Annotated in this window: 18 protein-coding genes and 3 tRNA genes; 9 read left to right on the top strand and 12 right to left on the bottom strand. The window is 51.9% G+C overall.

Annotation, left to right across the window (positions count from 1 at the left end; genetic code table 11):
- The 4 genes from NG42_RS21905 to NG42_RS07670 form a co-directional block, all read right to left on the bottom strand.
- On the bottom strand, positions 1 to 105 hold a 105-nt coding region (locus NG42_RS21905; RefSeq protein ID WP_156324258.1), incomplete at its 3' end, for a DUF2474 domain-containing protein.
- Positions 106 to 166: 61 nt separating this feature from the next.
- Entirely contained in the window at positions 167 to 1,174 is a 1,008-nt protein-coding gene (gene cydB / locus NG42_RS07680) for a cytochrome d ubiquinol oxidase subunit II (RefSeq protein WP_052898682.1), read from the bottom strand.
- A 1-nt stretch (position 1,175) separates the two neighbouring features.
- The gene (locus tag NG42_RS07675; protein WP_052898680.1) at positions 1,176 to 2,600 is read right to left on the bottom strand and encodes a cytochrome ubiquinol oxidase subunit I; all 1,425 of its coding nucleotides are present in this window, start codon (positions 2,598 to 2,600) and stop codon (positions 1,176 to 1,178) included.
- A 741-nt stretch (positions 2,601 to 3,341) separates the two neighbouring features.
- The gene (locus tag NG42_RS07670; protein ID WP_052898678.1) at positions 3,342 to 3,749 is read right to left on the bottom strand and encodes a hypothetical protein; all 408 of its coding nucleotides are present in this window, start codon (positions 3,747 to 3,749) and stop codon (positions 3,342 to 3,344) included.
- A 394-nt stretch (positions 3,750 to 4,143) separates the two neighbouring features.
- On the opposite strand from NG42_RS07670, the gene sufA reads away from it, so the two are divergent.
- From sufA to NG42_RS07635, 7 genes are all read left to right on the top strand, one after another.
- On the top strand, positions 4,144 to 4,518 hold the full coding sequence (sufA, locus tag NG42_RS07665; RefSeq protein WP_052898677.1) for a Fe-S cluster assembly scaffold SufA: 375 nt from the start codon (positions 4,144 to 4,146) through the stop codon (positions 4,516 to 4,518).
- An 8-nt stretch (positions 4,519 to 4,526) separates the two neighbouring features.
- Positions 4,527 to 6,023, top strand: coding sequence for a Fe-S cluster assembly protein SufB (sufB, locus tag NG42_RS07660; protein WP_052898676.1), 1,497 nt, complete (start codon positions 4,527 to 4,529; stop codon positions 6,021 to 6,023).
- 50 nt (positions 6,024 to 6,073) lie between these two features.
- Entirely contained in the window at positions 6,074 to 6,820 is a 747-nt protein-coding gene (gene sufC, locus NG42_RS07655) for a Fe-S cluster assembly ATPase SufC (protein ID WP_052898675.1), read from the top strand.
- Positions 6,795 to 8,084, top strand: coding sequence for a Fe-S cluster assembly protein SufD (gene sufD / locus NG42_RS07650; protein WP_052898674.1), 1,290 nt, complete (start codon positions 6,795 to 6,797; stop codon positions 8,082 to 8,084). Before sufC ends, sufD begins: the two co-directional genes overlap by 26 nt.
- Entirely contained in the window at positions 8,074 to 9,297 is a 1,224-nt protein-coding gene (gene sufS / locus NG42_RS07645) for a cysteine desulfurase SufS (protein ID WP_052898673.1), read from the top strand. The genes sufD and sufS overlap by 11 nt, the downstream gene beginning before the upstream one ends.
- A gap of 29 nt (positions 9,298 to 9,326) precedes the next feature.
- Complete coding sequence (sufE, locus tag NG42_RS07640; protein ID WP_052898672.1) at positions 9,327 to 9,743, top strand: cysteine desulfuration protein SufE; 417 nt, start codon at positions 9,327 to 9,329, stop codon at positions 9,741 to 9,743.
- A 69-nt stretch (positions 9,744 to 9,812) separates the two neighbouring features.
- Positions 9,813 to 10,853: a L,D-transpeptidase family protein gene (locus NG42_RS07635; protein ID WP_052898671.1), complete on the top strand. Its 1,041-nt coding sequence runs from the start codon at positions 9,813 to 9,815 to the stop codon at positions 10,851 to 10,853.
- Between the two features lie 124 nt (positions 10,854 to 10,977).
- Here the strand turns inward: NG42_RS07635 and NG42_RS07630 are convergent, their stop codons facing one another.
- From NG42_RS07630 to NG42_RS07605, 6 genes are all read right to left on the bottom strand, one after another.
- Positions 10,978 to 11,214, bottom strand: coding sequence for a major outer membrane lipoprotein (locus tag NG42_RS07630; protein WP_052898670.1), 237 nt, complete (start codon positions 11,212 to 11,214; stop codon positions 10,978 to 10,980).
- 304 nt (positions 11,215 to 11,518) lie between these two features.
- Positions 11,519 to 12,931 (bottom strand): pyruvate kinase PykF, encoded by a 1,413-nt coding sequence (gene pykF, locus NG42_RS07625; RefSeq protein ID WP_052898669.1) that lies wholly within the window; start codon positions 12,929 to 12,931, stop codon positions 11,519 to 11,521.
- Between the two features lie 383 nt (positions 12,932 to 13,314).
- A tRNA-Val gene (locus NG42_RS07620) sits at positions 13,315 to 13,391 on the bottom strand.
- 24 nt (positions 13,392 to 13,415) lie between these two features.
- A tRNA-Val gene (locus tag NG42_RS07615) sits at positions 13,416 to 13,492 on the bottom strand.
- A gap of 25 nt (positions 13,493 to 13,517) precedes the next feature.
- Positions 13,518 to 13,594, bottom strand: a tRNA-Val gene (locus tag NG42_RS07610).
- A gap of 152 nt (positions 13,595 to 13,746) precedes the next feature.
- The gene (locus NG42_RS07605) at positions 13,747 to 15,120 is read right to left on the bottom strand and encodes an MATE family efflux transporter (RefSeq protein ID WP_052898668.1); all 1,374 of its coding nucleotides are present in this window, start codon (positions 15,118 to 15,120) and stop codon (positions 13,747 to 13,749) included.
- Between the two features lie 233 nt (positions 15,121 to 15,353).
- On the opposite strand from NG42_RS07605, the gene NG42_RS07600 reads away from it, so the two are divergent.
- Entirely contained in the window at positions 15,354 to 16,004 is a 651-nt protein-coding gene (locus tag NG42_RS07600) for a riboflavin synthase (RefSeq protein ID WP_052898667.1), read from the top strand.
- Between the two features lie 60 nt (positions 16,005 to 16,064).
- Here the strand turns inward: NG42_RS07600 and cfa are convergent, their stop codons facing one another.
- A complete protein-coding gene (gene cfa, locus NG42_RS07595) occupies positions 16,065 to 17,213 on the bottom strand; it encodes a cyclopropane fatty acyl phospholipid synthase (protein WP_052898666.1) in 1,149 nt (382 codons plus the stop codon).
- 391 nt (positions 17,214 to 17,604) lie between these two features.
- Positions 17,605 to 18,813, bottom strand: coding sequence for a purine nucleoside transporter PunC (gene punC / locus NG42_RS07590; protein WP_052898709.1), 1,209 nt, complete (start codon positions 18,811 to 18,813; stop codon positions 17,605 to 17,607).
- 118 nt (positions 18,814 to 18,931) lie between these two features.
- Between punC and NG42_RS23415 the strand changes: the two genes are divergently transcribed.
- A partial coding sequence (locus NG42_RS23415) for a LysR family transcriptional regulator (protein WP_420911303.1) occupies positions 18,932 to 19,130 on the top strand: 199 nt, incomplete at its 3' end.

Genomic DNA, 19,130 nt, shown 5'->3' with positions numbered 1-19,130 from the left:
TGTGGCGACCAGGCCGAGGGCCAGCACGCTGCCGCCATAAATGGCCACCAGCCATAACAAACGTTTCCACAACGGGCTGACGGGCTGAGCTTGAGTTTGTTCCATCGTTAACCTCCGAAAAATAACAACCTGTGTTCCACCCGCGGGTGGAACACAGGACTAACAATCAGTGATAGCCTTCATCCGGCGTGATTTTCCCGCGGAACACGTAGTAGCTCCAGAAGGTGTAAACCAGAATCACCGGAATAATCAGCAGTCCACCTACCAGCATAAAGCCCTGGCTCTGTGGCGGTGACGCTGCCTGCCAGATAGTAATGTTCGGTGGAATGATATTTGGCCAGATGCTGATACCCAGACCGGTAAAACCGAGGAATACCAGTGCCAGCGTCAGCAGGAACGGCGAGTAGTGTGCATGACGTTTCAGTGCGCGCAGCAGCGCCCATGAGGCAGCCAGCACCAGCACCGGAACCGGCAGGAACCAGAACAGGTTTGGCAGGCTAAACCAGCGCTGCATAATGTCGGCGTGCTCCAGCGGCGTCCAGATACTGACAATCGCGATAATTGCCAACAGCGTCAGCAGCAGCGGTTTCGCCAGGCGGGTCATTTTGCGATGCAGTTCTTTCTCGGTTTTCATAATCAGCCAGGTGCTACCCAGTAGCGCATAGGCCACCACCAGGCCCAGACCACAGAACAGCGCAAATGGCGTTAACCACACCAGTTCCGGACCGCTGTAGGCACGGTTGGTGACTTCCAGACCGTTAATAATCGTACCCAGCACCACACCCTGACTGAATGTCGCGACAATCGAGCCAACGATAAAGGATTTATCCCAGAACGGACGATGCTCCGGCGTGGCTTTAAAGCGAAACTCAAAGGCCACACCACGGAAAATCAGACCGATCAGCATCACTGTCAGCGGGACCGACAGCGCATCAAGGATTACCGCATAAGCCAGCGGGAATGCGCCATACAGCGCTGCTCCGCCCAGTACCAGCCAGGTTTCATTACCATCCCACACCGGCGCGACGGTATTGACCATCATATCGCGCTCCACGGCGTCCTTATTAAAGGGAAACAGGATACCGATGCCAAGATCAAAGCCATCCATGACGATATACATCAGGGTGGAAAAGATGATGATGGTAAACCAGATAATTGACAGATCGACGCCCATCTTATTTCGTCTCCTGTGAAGAGCTTAAGTTTTCCTGCACCGCAGACAGGGGACGGGAAGGGGTGTGGGAAGTCCCCGGACCGCCTTCTGGCGTATGGTCGCCTTCACCTGACTGTGGACCTTTTTTGATCAGCTTGACCAGGTAGATATAGCCCACGCCGAACACCGACATATACACCGCGATAAACGCCAGCAGGCTGAGGCTCATATGCATCTCACCATGGGCCGAAACCGCATCTTTGGTGCGCATCAGGCCATACACGACCCACGGCTGTCGGCCAATTTCGGTAGTAAACCAGCCGGCGAGGATAGCGATCAGACCGGACGGCCCCATCAGCAGGGTAAACCACAGGAACGGACGCGAGCTGTACAGACGGTCGCGGAAGCGCAACCACAGGCTGACCACACCCAGCAGCACCATCAGCATGCCCAGACCGGCCATCACACGGAACGACCAGAAGATAATGGTGGAGTTCGGGCGATCTTCTTTCGGGAAACTTTTCAGCGCCGGCACCTGCTGGTGCAGACTGTGGGTCAGAATCAGGCTGCCGAGGTAAGGAATTTCCAGCGCGTATTTGGTTTTTTCCTGCTCCATATCCGGCACGCCGAACAGAATCAGAGGCGTCGGTTCATTGCCTGGATTTTCCCAGTGCCCCTCAATCGCCGCAATTTTTGCTGGCTGATGTTTCAGGGTGTTCAGACCGTGCATATCGCCGAGCATCGCCTGAATCGGTGAGACAATCAGTGCCATCCACAGCGCCATCGACAACATTTTGCGAATCGCCGGGGTGTCGTTTTTACGCAACAGATGCCAGGCCGCCGAGGCACCGACAAAAAAGGCGCTGGCGAGGAAGGCGGCGGTCGCCATATGCATCAGGCGGAACGGGAACGACGGGTTGAAGACGATAGCCATCCAGTCAACCGGAATGACCACACCATCCTGAATCGCAAAGCCCTGCGGGGTTTGCATCCAGCTGTTTGACGCCAGGATCCAGAAGGTGGAGATAATGGTGCCCAGTGCCACCATACAGGTCGCAAAGAAGTGCAGGCCGCGACCGACACGGTTCCAGCCAAACAGCATCACGCCAAGGAAACCGGCTTCGAGGAAGAAGGCGGTCAGCACTTCATAGGTCAGCAACGGGCCGGTAATGCTGCCAGCAAACTGCGAAAATCCACTCCAGTTGGTGCCGAACTGATAGGCCATTACCAGCCCGGAGACCACGCCCATCCCGAAGTTAACGGCGAAAATCTTTGACCAGAAGTGATAGAGGTCGCGATAAACCTCATTTTTGCTTTTCAGCCACAGGCCTTCGAGCACGGCAAGAAAACTTGCCAGTCCGATGGTAATAGCCGGGAAAATAATATGGAAGGAGACGGTAAAAGCGAATTGAATCCTTGCCAGGTGAAACGCATCTAATCCGAACATTGCATGCCCCTGTCTTACTCAAACTTTCTTAGTTTTTTATTTGTCGTTCATTAACAGAGAGTCAGAATCTATTTCTTATCGCTCTGCAACTGAACAGCAATATCAACGCGGAACGGATGTTACGCCTGAGCAGGAGGAAGAAACAGGATCAGTCGTGGCACCGGGGGATATAACAGCCATGATAATTGTGATGATATGTTTTCAGATGGTGTTAACGCAGGGAGCCAGTTTGTTAAATTAAAACGCACTATTGATAACATTATGTAAGCATTAGGTATTTTTGCGCGATGCGCGCAATCCTGGCGCAGGAGTGCGCGCAGCATTGACGTCGTATTACAGTCAAATTATGCGGTAATGCTGCGGATGTTAATTAAGCATTTTGCGTCAGGCATGAGGGCTGTGGGCTATTTAACTTGTTAAAACGCAGACAGTAAGTAAAAAGAATCGGCGGGCTGAAAATAACTTCGCTGTTATTTTGTACGACGCAAGGCGGGTAGTGGTTATTTAGCAGGGTGATAATGCCGTAAGGGTAGTTGCGGATGATTCAGGGTTTGTAAATTTAACATTTCATATTAGTATTTAGATACATTGAGAAACATTTGCTTACTTTCAGTCGATCGGTTAAAGCACGTTAATTTGTCCGTGATCAATGCATCGGCCAGGAATGGTTAACGGTTTGGAGCCGTTTTCGGCTCCCGTTCGGATGGCATGCGCGGTGCTAATCTCTGTCACCGACGGCGACTACATATTATTCCACGACGCGTGCTTAACAAAATCACTCTGCAATACCGTGGCCTTATCCCACTCGCCGTTTAATGCCAGTTGATGACATAAACGGGTCAGGGTGTGTCTTGCCAGCTGCCACGCCTGCATGCGAAATAACCGATTGCGCTCATTATTGACCATTTCTGCAACCAATCGGTGATGTAATTTGCCTAAAGCGTGCAGATAGCTTTGATCATCGCCGTTGAGTTGGCATAATTCAGCCATGTCTAAACAGGTGTCGTTAAATTTGCGTAGCTGTTCGAGTGAGCAGTCCGGACGATTGAGCTTTGCTTGCGCCATATAGAAGTCAACCGTGATGTCACGCACTGAAAATTTGTATTCATCAATTTTGTACTGCAGCCAGGCACTCATCGAGACATTCATGCAATCACCTAATTACGGTAATGATAATCATTATCATATTATAATGCCGGGAATGTTCAAGAGGATCCAGTGACAAATTTATCGATAAATGCTGCCTGTTAATAAAATTGATATTAACGATACTCCGCAGCGTATAAAGGGGTAAAATGAGTATTATTCTTATTCGCTACGTTGTGTTAACTATTTAGTTGTTGTTTTTTAACAGGTTATCTCTTCGGTTCTGCAGCGTGAGGCGCAGATCGCAATCCTCTTTACAGGGTCTATTCTTATAAAACTGGTAAGAAAAAAGACATTTTAGGCTTATCCCTGCAAAACAAGAGGTTGAAGCGATATCCATTATCACTAACATAGGGATATTAGCCCGAAGGGCTATCGCATCGCGAGGTACTTAATTATGCAATCTGCAAATCCTGCATCGTTCTCTCCTGACGACTTCGTCTGGAAAGGACTCACGCTTACTGATAGCGCGGCACAGCAAATTATTGCGCTGTCTGCCAATGATCCGCACGTCAAAGGCCTCAAGGTCGGCGTGAAGCAGTCTGGCTGCGCCGGTTTCGGATACGTGATGGAGCTGGTAACAGAGCCAGCCGCTGATGATCTTCAGTTCACCCACCAGGGTGCCAGCCTGTTTGTTCCGCTTCAGGCAATGCCATTTGTTGACGGCACCGAAGTTGATTTCGTTCGTGAAGGCCTGAATCAGATTTTCAAATTCAATAACCCTAAAGCTCAACACGCCTGCGGCTGTGGTGAGAGCTTTGGCGTAGAGTAATTAACGTTATGTCTCGACACAGTGACGCATCTGACGATGTACAAATTTGGGAAGGCAGCCACAAGGGTTACAAAGAGGGCTTCTTTACCAACCTGCAAACCGATGAGCTGGCACACGGCATCAGTGAAGATGTGGTGCGGGCCATCTCCGCCAAGCGTAATGAACCTGAGTGGATGCTGGAATTCCGTCTGAAAGCCTATGAAGCCTGGCTGAAGATGGAAGAGCCGCACTGGCTGAAAGCCAAATATAAGCCGCTGGATTATCAGGATTACAGCTATTACTCCGCACCGTCCTGCGGTAATTGCGATGACAGCTGCTCGTCTGAACCGGGTGCCACGCAAGCCTCCGGCAGCGAGCCGGCCAGCAACTATCTGACCCAGGAAGTGGAAGAGGCGTTTAAACAGCTTGGCGTACCGGTACGCGAAGGTCAGGAAGTGGCGGTTGATGCGATTTTTGACTCGGTATCGGTTTCCACCACTTACCGTTCCAAACTGGCGGAGCAGGGCATTATTTTCTGTTCCTTCAGCGAGGCTATCCACGATCATCCTGAGCTGGTGCAGAAGTATCTCGGTACCGTGGTTCCGGCAAACGATAACTTCTTTGCCGCGCTGAACTCCGCCGTGGCGTCTGATGGCACGTTTGTCTATATCCCGAAAGGCGTGCGTTGCCCGATGGAACTGTCGACCTATTTCCGCATTAACGCGGCAAAAACCGGACAGTTCGAACGGACTATCCTGGTGGCCGATGAAGACAGCTACGTCAGTTATATCGAAGGGTGCTCGGCACCGGTACGTGACACCTATCAGCTGCATGCAGCGGTCGTGGAAGTGATCATCCACAAAAATGCCGAAGTGAAATACTCCACGGTGCAGAACTGGTTCGCGGGCGGCGAAGCGGAAGGCGGCATTCTTAACTTCGTCACCAAGCGCGCACTGTGTGAAGGCGACGGCAGCAAAATGTCCTGGACTCAGTCGGAAACCGGCTCGGCAATCACCTGGAAATATCCGAGCGTGATTCTGCGCGGTGATAACTCCATCGGCGAATTCTTCTCGGTCGCACTGACCAGCGGCCATCAGCAGGCCGATACCGGCACCAAAATGATTCACATTGGTAAAAACACCAAATCGACCATTATCTCAAAAGGGATTTCGGCCGGTAAAAGTGAGAACACCTATCGTGGCCTGGTGAAAATCATGCCAACCGCGACCAATGCGCGTAACTTCACCCAGTGTGACTCGATGCTGATTGGCGCAGACTGTGGCGCACATACCTTCCCGTATGTGGAAGTGCGTAATAACAGCGCCCAGCTGGAGCATGAAGCCACCACCTCACGCATCGGTGAAGACCAACTGTTCTATTGTGTGCAGCGCGGTATCAGCGAAGATGACGCAATCTCAATGATTGTTAACGGTTTCTGTAAAGACGTCTTCTCCGAGCTGCCGCTGGAATTCGCTGTCGAAGCGCAAAAATTACTGGCCATCAGTCTTGAACATAGCGTGGGTTAAACCCGCGTCGCGATAAGAACCGTTGCCGACGGCAATGTGAAGGAAATTCTATGTTAAGTATCAAAGATTTACAGGTAAGCATTGAAGATAAGCAGATTTTGCGCGGCCTGAATCTCGAGGTTAAGCCGGGCGAAGTCCATGCCATTATGGGCCCGAATGGCTCAGGCAAAAGTACGCTTTCCGCGACTCTGGCCGGACGCGAAGAGTATGAAGTGATCGGCGGCGAAGTCAGTTTTAAAGGCAAAGATTTGCTGGAACTGTCACCGGAAGATCGTGCCGGTGAAGGCATCTTTATGGCGTTCCAGTATCCGGTAGAGATCCCGGGCGTCAGCAACCAGTTCTTCCTGCAAACCGCAGTGAACTCGGTGCGCAAATACCGTGGTCAAGGCGCGCTGGATCGTTTCGATTTCCAGGACTTTATTGAAGATAAAATTCAGCTGCTGAAAATGCCAGAAGATTTGCTGACCCGTTCAGTGAATGTTGGCTTCTCCGGCGGTGAGAAAAAACGTAACGATATTCTGCAGATGGCCGCGCTGGAGCCAGAACTGTGCATTCTTGATGAGACCGACTCGGGTCTGGATATTGATGCGCTGAAAACGGTCGCCAACGGTGTGAACACCCTGCGTGACGGTAACCGCGCATTTATTATCGTCACGCACTATCAGCGCATCCTTGATTACATCAAGCCTGATTTCGTTCATGTCCTTTATCAGGGCAAGATCGTCAAATCTGGCGACTTTAGCTTAGTGAAACAGTTGGAGGAGCAGGGCTATGGCTGGCTTACCGACGAAGAGTAGCGAAAACGCACTGCAACAGTGGCATCATTTGTTTGAGTCATGCGGTGAAAATCGCTCACTGCAGGCACAACAACACTGGCAGCAACTGCTGCGATTAGGTTTACCGACGCGTAAGCAGGAAAACTGGAAATATACCCCGCTGGAGACGCTGTTCAGCGAGAGCTTTGTGCTGCCGCAGGCAGGCTATGTCAGCGCTGACGATCTGGCGCAGATGGCGCTGAAGCTTGACGCGGTACGTCTGGTGTACATTGACGGTAAATTCAGCGCTGAGCTGAGCGACAGCAGCTTCGATCTGTTCGACGTGCAGATTTCTCAGGCCGCCGAACGCCGCGCATTTGACGCGCCGGTTCAGCCAGAGGTGTTTCTGCATCTGACCGAAAGCCTGGCCGAGCAGGCCACCACCGTGCAGCTGGCGCGTGGCAAAGTGGCACCCCGTCCGCTCTATCTGCTGCATATCAGCAGCGGCAGCGGCGACGCACAGATGAACACCTCGCATTATCGCCACCATCTGCAAATCGACGATGGCGCGCAGGCGGAAGTGATTGAGCATTATGTCAGCCTGAATGATGCGGTGCATTTCACCGGTGCGCGTCTGACCATGGCGGTGGCGAATAACGCACAGCTGACGCATACCAAGCTGGCGTTTGAAAATGCGGGCAGCTATCACTTTGCTCACAATGACATCGTATTGCAGCGCGATGCTAACGTCAGCAGCCAGAGCTTCCTGTTGGGTGCCGGTCTGACGCGTCATAACACCAGTTCACAGCTGAACGGTGAGAACACCAATCTGTCAATTAACAGCCTGGTGCTGCCGGTGGACAAAGAAGTGTGTGATACCCGCACTTACCTTGAACACAATAAAGGCCATTGCCAGAGCCGTCAGCTGCACAAAACCATCGTGCGTGACCGTGCGCGTGCGGTATTTAACGGCATGATTAAAGTGGCGAAGCATGCGCTGAAAACCGACGGACAGATGACCAACAATAACCTGCTGTTGGGACGTCTGGCGGAAGTGGATACCAAGCCGCAGCTGGAAATTTATGCCGATGACGTTAAATGTAGCCATGGTGCCACCATTGGCCGTATTGACGACGAGCAGATGTTCTATCTGCGCTCGCGCGGTATCGATAAACAGTCGGCAGAGCGCATGATTATCTATGCGTTTGCCGCTGAGCTGACCGAAGCGATCACTGATGAAACGCTGAAAGAAGTGGTGCTGCAACGCATCGCACAGCGTTTCCCGGAGGCAACGAATGAATTTTGATCTGGCACGTGTCAGAGCAGATTTTCCGATTCTGGCGCGTGAGGTTAACGGTCAGCCGTTGGCCTATCTCGACAGTGCCGCCAGCGCGCAAAAGCCGTTAGCGGTGATTAACGCCGAAAGCCATTTTTATCAGCATGGCTACGCGGCGGTGCATCGCGGCATTCATACGCTGAGTGCCGAAGCGACCACCGATATGGAAAACGTGCGCAATCAGGCGGCACGTTTCCTGAATGCCGCTTCGCCGGAAGAGATTGTGTTCGTTAAGGGCACGACCGAAGGCATTAACCTGGTCGCCAGCAGTTGGGGCGGCAGTCAGTTGCAGGCGGGTGATAATATTATTATCACTCAGATGGAGCATCACGCGAATATTGTGCCGTGGCAGATGGTCGCCAGGCGCGTCGGTGCTGAAATCCGTGTGCTGCCGCTGACGCCGCAGGGCGAGCTGGATATTGCCTTGCTGCCGTCGCTGATCGACAGCCGTACGCGCATGCTGGCGGTGACGCAAGTCTCCAACGTGCTGGGTTCCATTAACCCGGTGAAGGCGCTGGTGGCGCAGGCGAAAGCCGCGGGTGTCATCACGCTGATTGATGGCGCGCAAGCGGTGATGCATCACAAGGTTGATGTGCAGGATCTCGACTGCGACTTCTACGTGTTCTCTGGCCATAAAATTTATGGGCCTACCGGCATTGGTATTCTGTATGGCCGCAAAGCGCTGCTGGACCAGATGCCGCCGTGGGAAGGGGGCGGTTCGATGATCGCTAACGTCAGCCTGACCGAAGAGACCACCTTTGCCGCTGCGCCATGGCGCTTTGAAGCGGGCACGCCAAATACCGCTGCGATTATCGGCCTGGGCGCGGCGCTGACCTATGTCGAAACGCTGGGGCTGGAAAATATCCATCAGCACGAGCAGATGCTGATGCGTTATGCGCTGGATAAGCTGGCTGCGGTACCGGATTTAATTATCTATGGCCCACAGAACCGCGCCGGGGTAATTGCCTTTAATCTCGGTCGCCATCACGCTTACGATGTGGGAAGTTTCCTCGATCAGTACGGTATTGCGATTCGTACCGGCCATCATTGTGCCATGCCGCTGATGAACTATTACCAGGTTCCGGCAATGTGTCGCGCTTCTTTCGCGATGTATAATAGCGAAGAGGAAGCGGACCGGCTGGTTGCGGGTCTGACACGTATTCATCGTTTGCTGGGCGGCTGAGCGGCCGCCAGCAGGCAAGGGAGGAACTGATGGCAACACTGCCAGACAAAGAGAAGCTGGTACGCAATTTTAATCGTTGCGCTAACTGGGAAGAGAAGTATTTGTACGTGATTGAATTGGGCGCGGTTTTGCCGGAGTTGTCCGATTCATTACGTCAGCCGGAGTACACTATTTCTGGCTGTCAGAGCCAGGTGTGGATTGTGATGGATGAAGCCAGCGATGGCAAAATTCAGTTGCAGGGTGACAGCGATGCGGCAATTGTTAAAGGTCTGATTGCAATAGTCTTTATCCTTTATCAGGATATGACTGCCGCGGAAATCGTTGGCTTTGATGTACGCCCGTGGTTTGAACAACTTGCACTGACGCAACACCTTACCCCGTCCCGTTCACAGGGGCTGGAAGCGATGATTCGCGCCATTCGCCATAGAGCACAAGCACTCAGCTAAGCTACACTATCTCGTAACACACCTCGTTATACATAACGGGGTGTCTTAATTCATTACGAGAGATTGCGCATGAAACCTTTGCTACGCCTTGCTGCATTTTTTGCCCTCACACTCATCGCCGGGACACGCGTTGTCAGCGCGACAGAATACCCTTTGCCGCCGGAAAATAGCCGCTTAATCGGCGAGAACAGCATCTATGTGGTGCCGTCGGATAACCGATCGCTGGAACGGATTGCGGCGGATTATAAAATTGGCCTGCTGAGTATGCTGCAAGCCAATCCCGGCACCGATCCGTGGTTGCCACGGGCCGGTAGCCAGCTGACCATTCCGACCCAAATGTTGTTGCCTGACACCAAACGCGAAGGGATAGTGATAAACCTCGCTGAGCTGCGACTCTATTACTATCCTAAAGGCGAGAATAAAGTCATCGTTTATCCGATCGGTATTGGCCAGCTCGGTGCCAATACGCCAGTGATGGTGACCAGCATCAGCCAAAAAATTCCTAATCCAACCTGGACACCCACCGTAAATATCCGCAAGCGCTATGCCGAACGGGGCATTACCCTGCCGGGTACGGTACCTGCCGGGCCGGATAATCCAATGGGACTGTTTGCGCTGCGTCTGGCGCACGGTGCCGGCCACTATCTGATTCACGGCACCAATGCGAATTTTGGTATCGGCATGCGCGTCAGTTCGGGGTGTATTCGTTTACGTAATGAGGATATCGAAGCGTTGTTTAATCACGTGCCGAGAGGGACGCGGGTAGAGGTGATCAATCAGCCGCTGAAGTACGCCATTGAACCAGATGGTAAGCGCTATGTTGAGGTGCATCAGCCGTTATCGAAGAGCGAGAGCGACGATCCCCAAACCAAGAAAATTGCGCTGAGCAACACGATGCATGAGTTTATTAACAGTCCGCACAGCGATACCCAGTTAATCGAACAGGCAATTACGCGCCGTTCCGGGATGCCGGTATTGGTCAACAGCGGAGAGCCGATTGATCAACATACGCCGCTGCCAGCGATTATACAGCAGCAGCAAGGCGCTGTGCCGTCCGGCAGGCAACCCGCTACCATTTCACAGGCGCAGGGAGAACGCGTCGTACGGTGACGCTCAGGAGCCAGGGAAGGCCATTATTAGGCTGGGATGTTACTGGAAGATATGACCGGAAGATAACGGGAAAGCAGAACAAAAAAATGGCGCACAATGTGCGCCATTTTTACAACCAGAACTCTTACTTACGGTAAGAGTGAGCCTGGTTGTCCAGACGCTGGTTAGCACGTGCTGCGTCGTCTTTAGCAGCCTGAACGTCAGAACGCACTGCGTTCACGTCGTTGCTCAGCTGGTCAACTTTCGCGTTCAGAGTCTGAACGTCGGTAGACAGTTGGTCGATTTTAGCATTGCTAGAACAACCAGCCAGCAGAGTTGAACCCAGGATTACCGCGCCCAGTACCAGTTTAGTACGATTCATTATTTATACCCTCTAGATTGAGTTAATCTCCATGTAGCGTTACAAGTATTACACAAAGTTTTTTCTAATGAGAATAAATTTTTGATGAGAACATGCCTAAAGTTGATCGTTCGCTCAAAGAAGCATCTGATTGACGTTAAAAGCTAAAAAAATAAAAGAAAACAGGCAGATTTAATCGGATTAATCTTTGTTATTTCCGAAATTGAATAGTTATTATCGATTGGAAATTTCTCAGAAGTCAGTTACGCAAGTGATAAAAAAAAAGCGCCCTGAGGCGCTTTTTATATTTAACGGTGATTTTTAATTACAGAACGTGAACTGAAGAGGTATTTGTGGTGCCACTTGGTACCAGAGCACCGGATACCATTACGACCACTTCGCCTTTCAGCGCATAGCCACTTTCCAGTGCCGCATCTTTACCAATACGATAGAAATCGTCGGTAGAAGCGATCTCTTTCACAATATGAGTAATGACACCTTTGGTGAGAATCAGCTGACGTGCGGTCTGCTCATTGGTGGTCAGTGCCAGAATGGTGGCGTTAGGGAAGTATTTACGCACTGATTTGGCGGATTTACCGCCCTCGGTCGCGACCACAATCAGAGGTGCTTCCAGTTTCTCAGCCGTTTCAACGGCGCTGCGGCACACGGCTTCAGTGATGCGCATTTTGCGGTTATCGTGCTGCGAGTCGATACGGCTCTTCATCACGCGATCGGTACGCTCACAGATGGTCGCCATAATGGTGACCGACTCCAGCGGGTATTTACCCTTGGCGCTTTCACCGGACAGCATCACGGCATCGGTACCGTCGAGGATGGCGTTCGCCACGTCGCCGGCTTCTGCACGGGTAGGGCGCGGGTTTTTAATCATGGAATCGAGCATCTGGGTGGCGGTGATCACCACTTTACGAGCACGGTTACATTTTTTGATCATCATTTTCTGCGCGAAGATCACTTCTTCAACCGGAATCTCCACCCCAAGGTCACCACGCGCCACCATGATGCCGTCAGAAGCATCAAGGATTTCGTCGAAGTTATTCAGGCCTTCCTGGTTTTCGATCTTCGAGATGATCTGAATATGCGCGCCACCGTGCTGTTTCAGGTGCTCGCGAATTTCCAGTACGTCAGAACGTTTACGGATAAAGGAAGCGGCCACAAAGTCCACACCCTGCTCGCAACCGAAGATCAGATCGCGTTTGTCTTTTTCCGCCAGTGCAGGCAGCTGGATGGAAACGCCAGGCAGGTTAACGCCTTTGTTTTCACCGAGGTCGCCGTTATTCAGCACTTTACATACCACGGTATTTTCGGTGACTTCCGTCACTTCCATGCCGATCAGGCCGTCATCAACCAATACGGTATTGCCGATTTTCAGGTCAGCGGCGAAGCCAGGGTAGGTGACCGCCACGCGCTCGGTGTTGCCGACCACTGACTGGTCGGTGGTGAAGGTAAAGGTCTGACCGGCTTTCAGTGACGCATCAACGCCGCCTTCCAGCTTCATGGTACGAATTTCCGGACCTTTGGTGTCGAGCAGAATCGCGGCCTGGTGGCCAGTTTTGCTCATCACCGCACGCAGATTCGCAATGCGCTTACCGTGTTCATCATAATCGCCGTGGGAAAAGTTCAGGCGCATGACATTCATGCCCGCGTCAAGCAGGCTGGTCAGCATTTCTTCCGATTCAGTTTTCGGGCCGATAGTACATACAATCTTGGTCTTTTTCATGAGCAAGTTATCTATAAGTTGTGATGGATGTTAAAGGATTGATTTCGTCGGCGATGCCAACGAATGAGAAATTGGTGCCTGGTAAGAGAACTAAAATACAAAGTAAGGATAGGTGACAGATATAAAGCGTGCAGAAGAAGTTGTACGGATGGTTCAGCATGCCCGCCGGGCTGTGTTGCGCAAGCTGTGATCGTTGTAAGTAAGGACACGTCAATTGGCTGAAACCATTCAAGTGAAACAACGCTTGTTATTATAGTCGCTAAGTGTGCGAAAACCAATTAAAAAGCGTTAATGCGACCGGGTTCAGATCAAGAAAAAATGTTGTTGCGCAAACATTGAGTCAGGGAATAAATGCGTTTGGAAGGGCAGGAAAGGGCAGAGAGTGGTGCGTTCTAGAGGACTCGAACCTCCGACCCCCACCATGTCAAGGTGGTGCTCTAACCAACTGAGCTAAGAACGCATAACGTGGGCAAATTGTGATAATTGGTGCGTCCGAGTGGACTCGAACCACCGACCCCCACCATGTCAAGGTGGTGCTCTAACCAACTGAGCTACGGACGCACTTACTATTACTTGCCTGAAACTTTGGTGCGTCCGAGTGGACTCGAACCACCGACCCCCACCATGTCAAGGTGGTGCTCTAACCAACTGAGCTACGGACGCATCATATTGCTGTCTGGGTGACAGCGGGGACGAATATTAACGGCAGCTTACATCGCTGGCAAGTGGAAACATGCATTTTTGTTACTGACTGCCGATCTGTTGTGCGACCCGCCGTTTTTTTAAACGAGAAGGGCCATAAATGGCCCAAAAAATCAACGTGCTGCGCGTGTAAGGATCACGTCCGCTGGCAAACGTTGCAGGCGACGCATGCGCCAGATCATCATGATCGCCGATGAGGTCAGACCGATAATAAAGCCGCACCAGAATCCGGCCGGTCCCATTGCCGGTACTACCCAATCGGTCATCCCCAGCAGATAGCCGGTTGGCAGACCCAGGACCCAGTAAGCGATAAAGGTGATAAAGAAAATCGAGCGGGTATCTTTATAGCCGCGCAAAATACCACTGCCAATCACCTGAATGGAGTCCGAGAACTGATAAATCGCCGCCAGCAACATCAGTTGCGCCGCCAGCGTCACCACTTCCGGATTATCGTTATACAGCAGGGCAATCTGTTCGCGGAAAATCACCGTAAAGGTCGCGGTGACCGCTGCCATCATAATGCCGACCCCCTGTGCGGTCCAGGCGGCGACGCGCGCGGCTTCGGCGGAACCCTGTCCCAGCCGGAAGCCAACGCGAATGGTGGCGGCAACGCCCAGTGACATCGGCAGGACAAACATCAGCGAACTAAAATTCAGCGCAATCTGGTGACCGGCTACTTTGACGATGCCCAGTGGCGACACCAGCAGTGCCACTACCGCAAACAGCGTCACTTCAAAAAACAGCGCCAGTGCCACCGGCAGGCCGAGCCCGCTCAGGCGATACAGCACTTTCCAGTCCGGTGCATCGAAGCGCGTTGCCAGTTTGATATCACGCATCGAACCGGCGCGTTTTACCCAGGCTTTCATCAGAATAAACATCACCCAGTAGACCGACGCGGTAGCGACACCGCAACCGACACCGCCCAGCGCTGGCATGCCGAAATGGCCGTAAATAAAGATATAGTTAACCGGAATATTGACCAGCAGGCCGATAAAGCCCAGCACCATTCCCGGTTTGGTCTTCGACAGGCCTTCACACTGATTGCGCGCCACCTGGAAGAACAGATAACCCGGCGCGCTCCACAGTAAGGCGTGCAGATAACCAACGGCAATCTCAGCCATTTTTGGATCGATGCCATGCATCGCGGCAATCATATAACCGGCGTTATACAGCACCAGCATAATCAGCAGTGAAACCAGTCCCGCCAGCCAGTACGCCTGGCGCACCTGATGCGCAATACGATCGCGACGACCGGAGCCGTTAAGTTGCGCAACGGTCGGGGTTAACGCCAGCAGCAAACCGTGGCCGAACAGAATCGCCGGCAACCAGATTGAGGTTCCTACTGCCACCGCCGCCATATCCGTCGCGCTGACGGCACCGGCCATAATGGTATCCACGAAGCCCATGGACGTTTGCGCAACCTGCGCAAGGATCACCGGGATCGCGAGGGCTAATAATTGACGCGCTTCTGTCAGATACTTCTGCACGTATGCACCTGTTTGTTTATTAAGGATGAACGAAATTAACGCCCGGACGGGCGTCTGAATTAAAATCTAAGATTAAGTTGCCCAGTTTAACGGTGACAGCGCATTAAGCCAATGACCAGCTTGAAGATTTGCAGGTTATATTCCTGCGGCAGCACAGATTGCTATCCCTTGTTACCAGCGCCAGCATGCAGTTATGGTAAGATGAACAAAAAAACAGACTGAGGCGTTAAAGTATGTTTACCGGTATTGTACAGGGCACCGCAGAGGTGCTGTCGATTGAAGAAAAAACCAATTTCCGAACTCACATCGTTAGATTACCGGCTGAAATGCTGCCGGGACTGGAATTAGGTGCGTCGGTCTCTCATAACGGCTGCTGCCTGACGGTGACTGCCGTGGACGGCGATCGGGTCAGTTTCGATCTGGTCAAAGAGACACTGCGCATTACTAACCTTGGCGATTTGCAGCCAGGCGACCAGATTAATGTCGAGCGTGCGGCAAAATTCAGTGATGAAATCGGTGGGCATTTAATGTCAGGTCATATTATGACCACTGCGGAAATCTGCAAAATCATTAATTCCGAAAATAACCGCGAGATCTGGTTTAAACCGCAAGATGCTTCGCAGATGAAATATATCCTGCATAAAGGTTTTATCGGCATTGATGGCATCAGTCTGACGGTAGGGGATGTCACGAAAAGCAAATTCTGCGTGCATTTAATTCCCGAAACGCTGGCGCGTACCACGCTGGGTGCGAAAAAGCTCGGTCAGCGAGTCAATATTGAGATCGATCCGCATACCCAGGCGATTGTCGAAACGGTTGAACGCGTGCTGGCACAGCGCGAAGCGGCGTTACTGGCGGCCGCGGCAGATCAGCTTGCCGAATAGCGCCGTTTGCATACCATCAGGACAGGAGCCGCAAACGGCTCCTGTCCATGTATGCCAGTATTAATGCGGAACCCGCAACCCGCCTTCGACGCCGTGACTGAATACCACTTGCCAGAGCTGAATATCGCGTGCGCGAAATGCGCCGGCGCAAGCATTGAGATAATAGCTAAACATCCGCTTAAAACGTTCGCCGTAATTCTCCGCCAGCTGTGGCCATGCCTCAAGAAAACGCTGATACCACGCCATTAAAGTGGTGTCGTAATCCGCGCCAAAATTATGCCAGTCTTCCATCACAAAATGCTGTTCACTGGCGTCGGCAATATGGCGTACCGACGGTAAACACCCGTTGGGGAAAATATACTTATCAATCCAGGGATCGACATGCATATCGGTGCGGATAGTGCCGATAGTATGCAGCAGAAAAATACCGTCTGGTTTTAAATTACGGTTAACCACGTCGAAGTAAGTGGCATAATTTTTCGGCCCGACATGTTCAAACATGCCGACGGAAACAATACGGTCAAACTGCTGATTCAGATCGCGGTAGTCCTGCAATAAAATAGCAGCATCGAGGCCCGCACAGCGCTGCTGCGCCATTTTCTGTTGTTCAGCAGAAATCGTCACGCCAACCACACTGACGCCATAATGACGCGCGGCAAATTCCGCCAGCCCCCCCCAACCACATCCAATATCCAGCAGTGTCATACCCGGTTGCAGGTGTAATTTATCGCAAATCATGCTGAGTTTGGCATGTTGCGCCTGTTCCAGCGTTTCGGCCTGTTTCCAGTAACCACAGGAATATTGCATATGCGAATCGAGCATCAGAGTAAACAGGTCGTTACCCAAATCATAATGTTCTTTTCCGACAATCCAGGCACGTTTTTTGGATTGCAGATTGGTCAGGCGGGCGGCAGCAATGCGCAAAGTATCTTTAAAGTGATGGGGTAACTGCTGATCGAGATGTTGCTGCAATACCCGATGAAAAAACATATCCAGCCGTTCACACTCCCACCAGCCGTCCATATAACTTTCACCCAGCCCAAGCGAGCCTTCCTGTAATACCCGGCGAAAAAATTGCGGATTTTTCACCTGAATATCCCATGGACGTGAACCGTTCACCTCGATATCCGCCGTCTGCAAAATTTCACGTGCAATGCGATACCAGTGGTTTTCTTTCAAGCTCACTTCTTCTATACACGATGAACTCATAGCTTCTCCATCACTTGGTTGTGATACGCACCTGAGAAATAGATTAGTCAATTTCTACAGGAATGTGAGAGAACTCACGGATTATCCGTGTGCCAGTTATCCGACGTTAAACAGAGGATTGAATTGAGTGAAAATTACTCGGGTCAATGGCTGCTGCCACCGCCAGCTCGCCGCAAAGATTTCATGCGGCAGAGAGGGGAGTTAAAAGCCAGGTTACGATCTTCGACCAGAGTCCTGCAGAGCAGCGTCGCGAATACCACGCCGGAAACACCACGACAACCCTGTCAGATAAATAATGTTAATTCTTTGTTATAAATTAATGCCTCAAATGAGTATATGCTCACGTGAGGCAATATTCAATGCATTATTGTAAGCGTGCTAATTAAATGCATTATCCATTTTGCGTCGCGGTGCGAACCGTTTCTGCTGACTGATTTTCACTCAATTTACGCTGAAATTGTAGTGCATAACCGATAAACGCCAGAACAACCGTCAGCAACATAATCGCCGTGGTGGTCAGCAGCGGCTGAGAAATCAGTGAGGAGACCGCCATACTGGCGACAAAGCAGAGGCCAAGTTGCAGCATATTCTGCAATGCCGCAGCTTTACCGGTAGCATGCGGGAAAGGCAGCAGCGCATTAGCCACCACGACAGGGTAAATGGCACCATTCGCCATCGCCATGCCACAGAAGGGGATCAGCAGTGCTGTCAGCGTCGCATGGCCCGACAGCGCAACGGCAAAGATAGCGCCGATACTGATGGCGTAACCCAGTAGCAGCCAGGGCAGCAGGCTGCGGCCTTCAACGCGTTGCAGCAGCGAACGACAGCCAAAGCCACCGATCAAAAATGCCAGCGTTTGCGGGATATAACTCAGACCAATATCGCCCGGCGTCAGGCCCAAATCCGCCAGGATAAACGGCGAACCGGTCAGCCAGGCAAAGAAGCTGGCAGAACAGGCCGCGTAAATCAGCACGTTACCGCTATAGATACGCGATTTCAGCAGCGAGAAGAAACTGACTTTAGGTTCGTCAGCGTGCGGCGCTTGCGCTTGCGTGGTTTTCAGGCGCAGCGTCGGAATCAGTAACACCAGGGTGATCAGCAGCAGCGCGACGAAAATTGAACGCCAGTCAAAATGGTTCAGTAACCAGGCACCCAGTAGCGGAGCCAGCGCTGGCGACAGCGCAACCAACGGCATAATGGTAGCGAAAACGCGGTTGGCCTGCGCGCCACGGTAGCGATCGACCACCAGCGCTTGCCAGCTGACGGTGGCAGAACAGACGCCAATGGCCTGCACAAAGCGCAGCACCAGCAGCATGGTGGCATTTTCCACCCACAGAATACCGGCGCAGCCGAGGGCAAACATACTCAGGCCAATAACCAGCACCGGCTTACGCCCGATACGGTCAGAGAGCGGCCCCCAAATCAACTGGGCACAGGCAAAACCGGCCAGGAAAATACTCAGGCTGGCGCTGATGGCACCGGGCTGCGTTTGCAGATCCTGCTGCATTGCGCCAAACGCGGGTAAGTACATATCGGTAGCAAGAAAACCCAGCATGCTCAGCACCGCCAGGTAAACAATAAATCCTTTTGATTTAATCATCAGTAAACTCTTTTTTTTAATGCAGGTGATTTTAACGCAGCAGAGTGTAATCGCGTGCGTTGTGGCTTGTGAAACGCTAATATTTGCACATTGCATTCAAAAATTTTGCAGGCAGAAAATGTGGTCCGAACATTCTCTTGAAGTGGTTGATGCTGTAGCCCGTACCGGCAGCTTTACTGCGGCCGCCACCGAGCTGCATCGTGTGCCGTCGGCGGTGAGTTATACCGTTCGTCAGCTGGAAGAGTGGCTGGCGGTTCCGCTGTTCCAGCGGCGTCATCGCGACGTGGTTTTAACCGATGCCGGGAAAGTTTTTATTC

Origin of the sequence: Winslowiella iniecta, assembly GCF_001267535.1 — a bacterium.
GTDB classification, from domain to species: domain Bacteria; phylum Pseudomonadota; class Gammaproteobacteria; order Enterobacterales; family Enterobacteriaceae; genus Erwinia; species Erwinia iniecta.
This window is presented reverse-complemented; position numbering and strand designations above follow the sequence as displayed.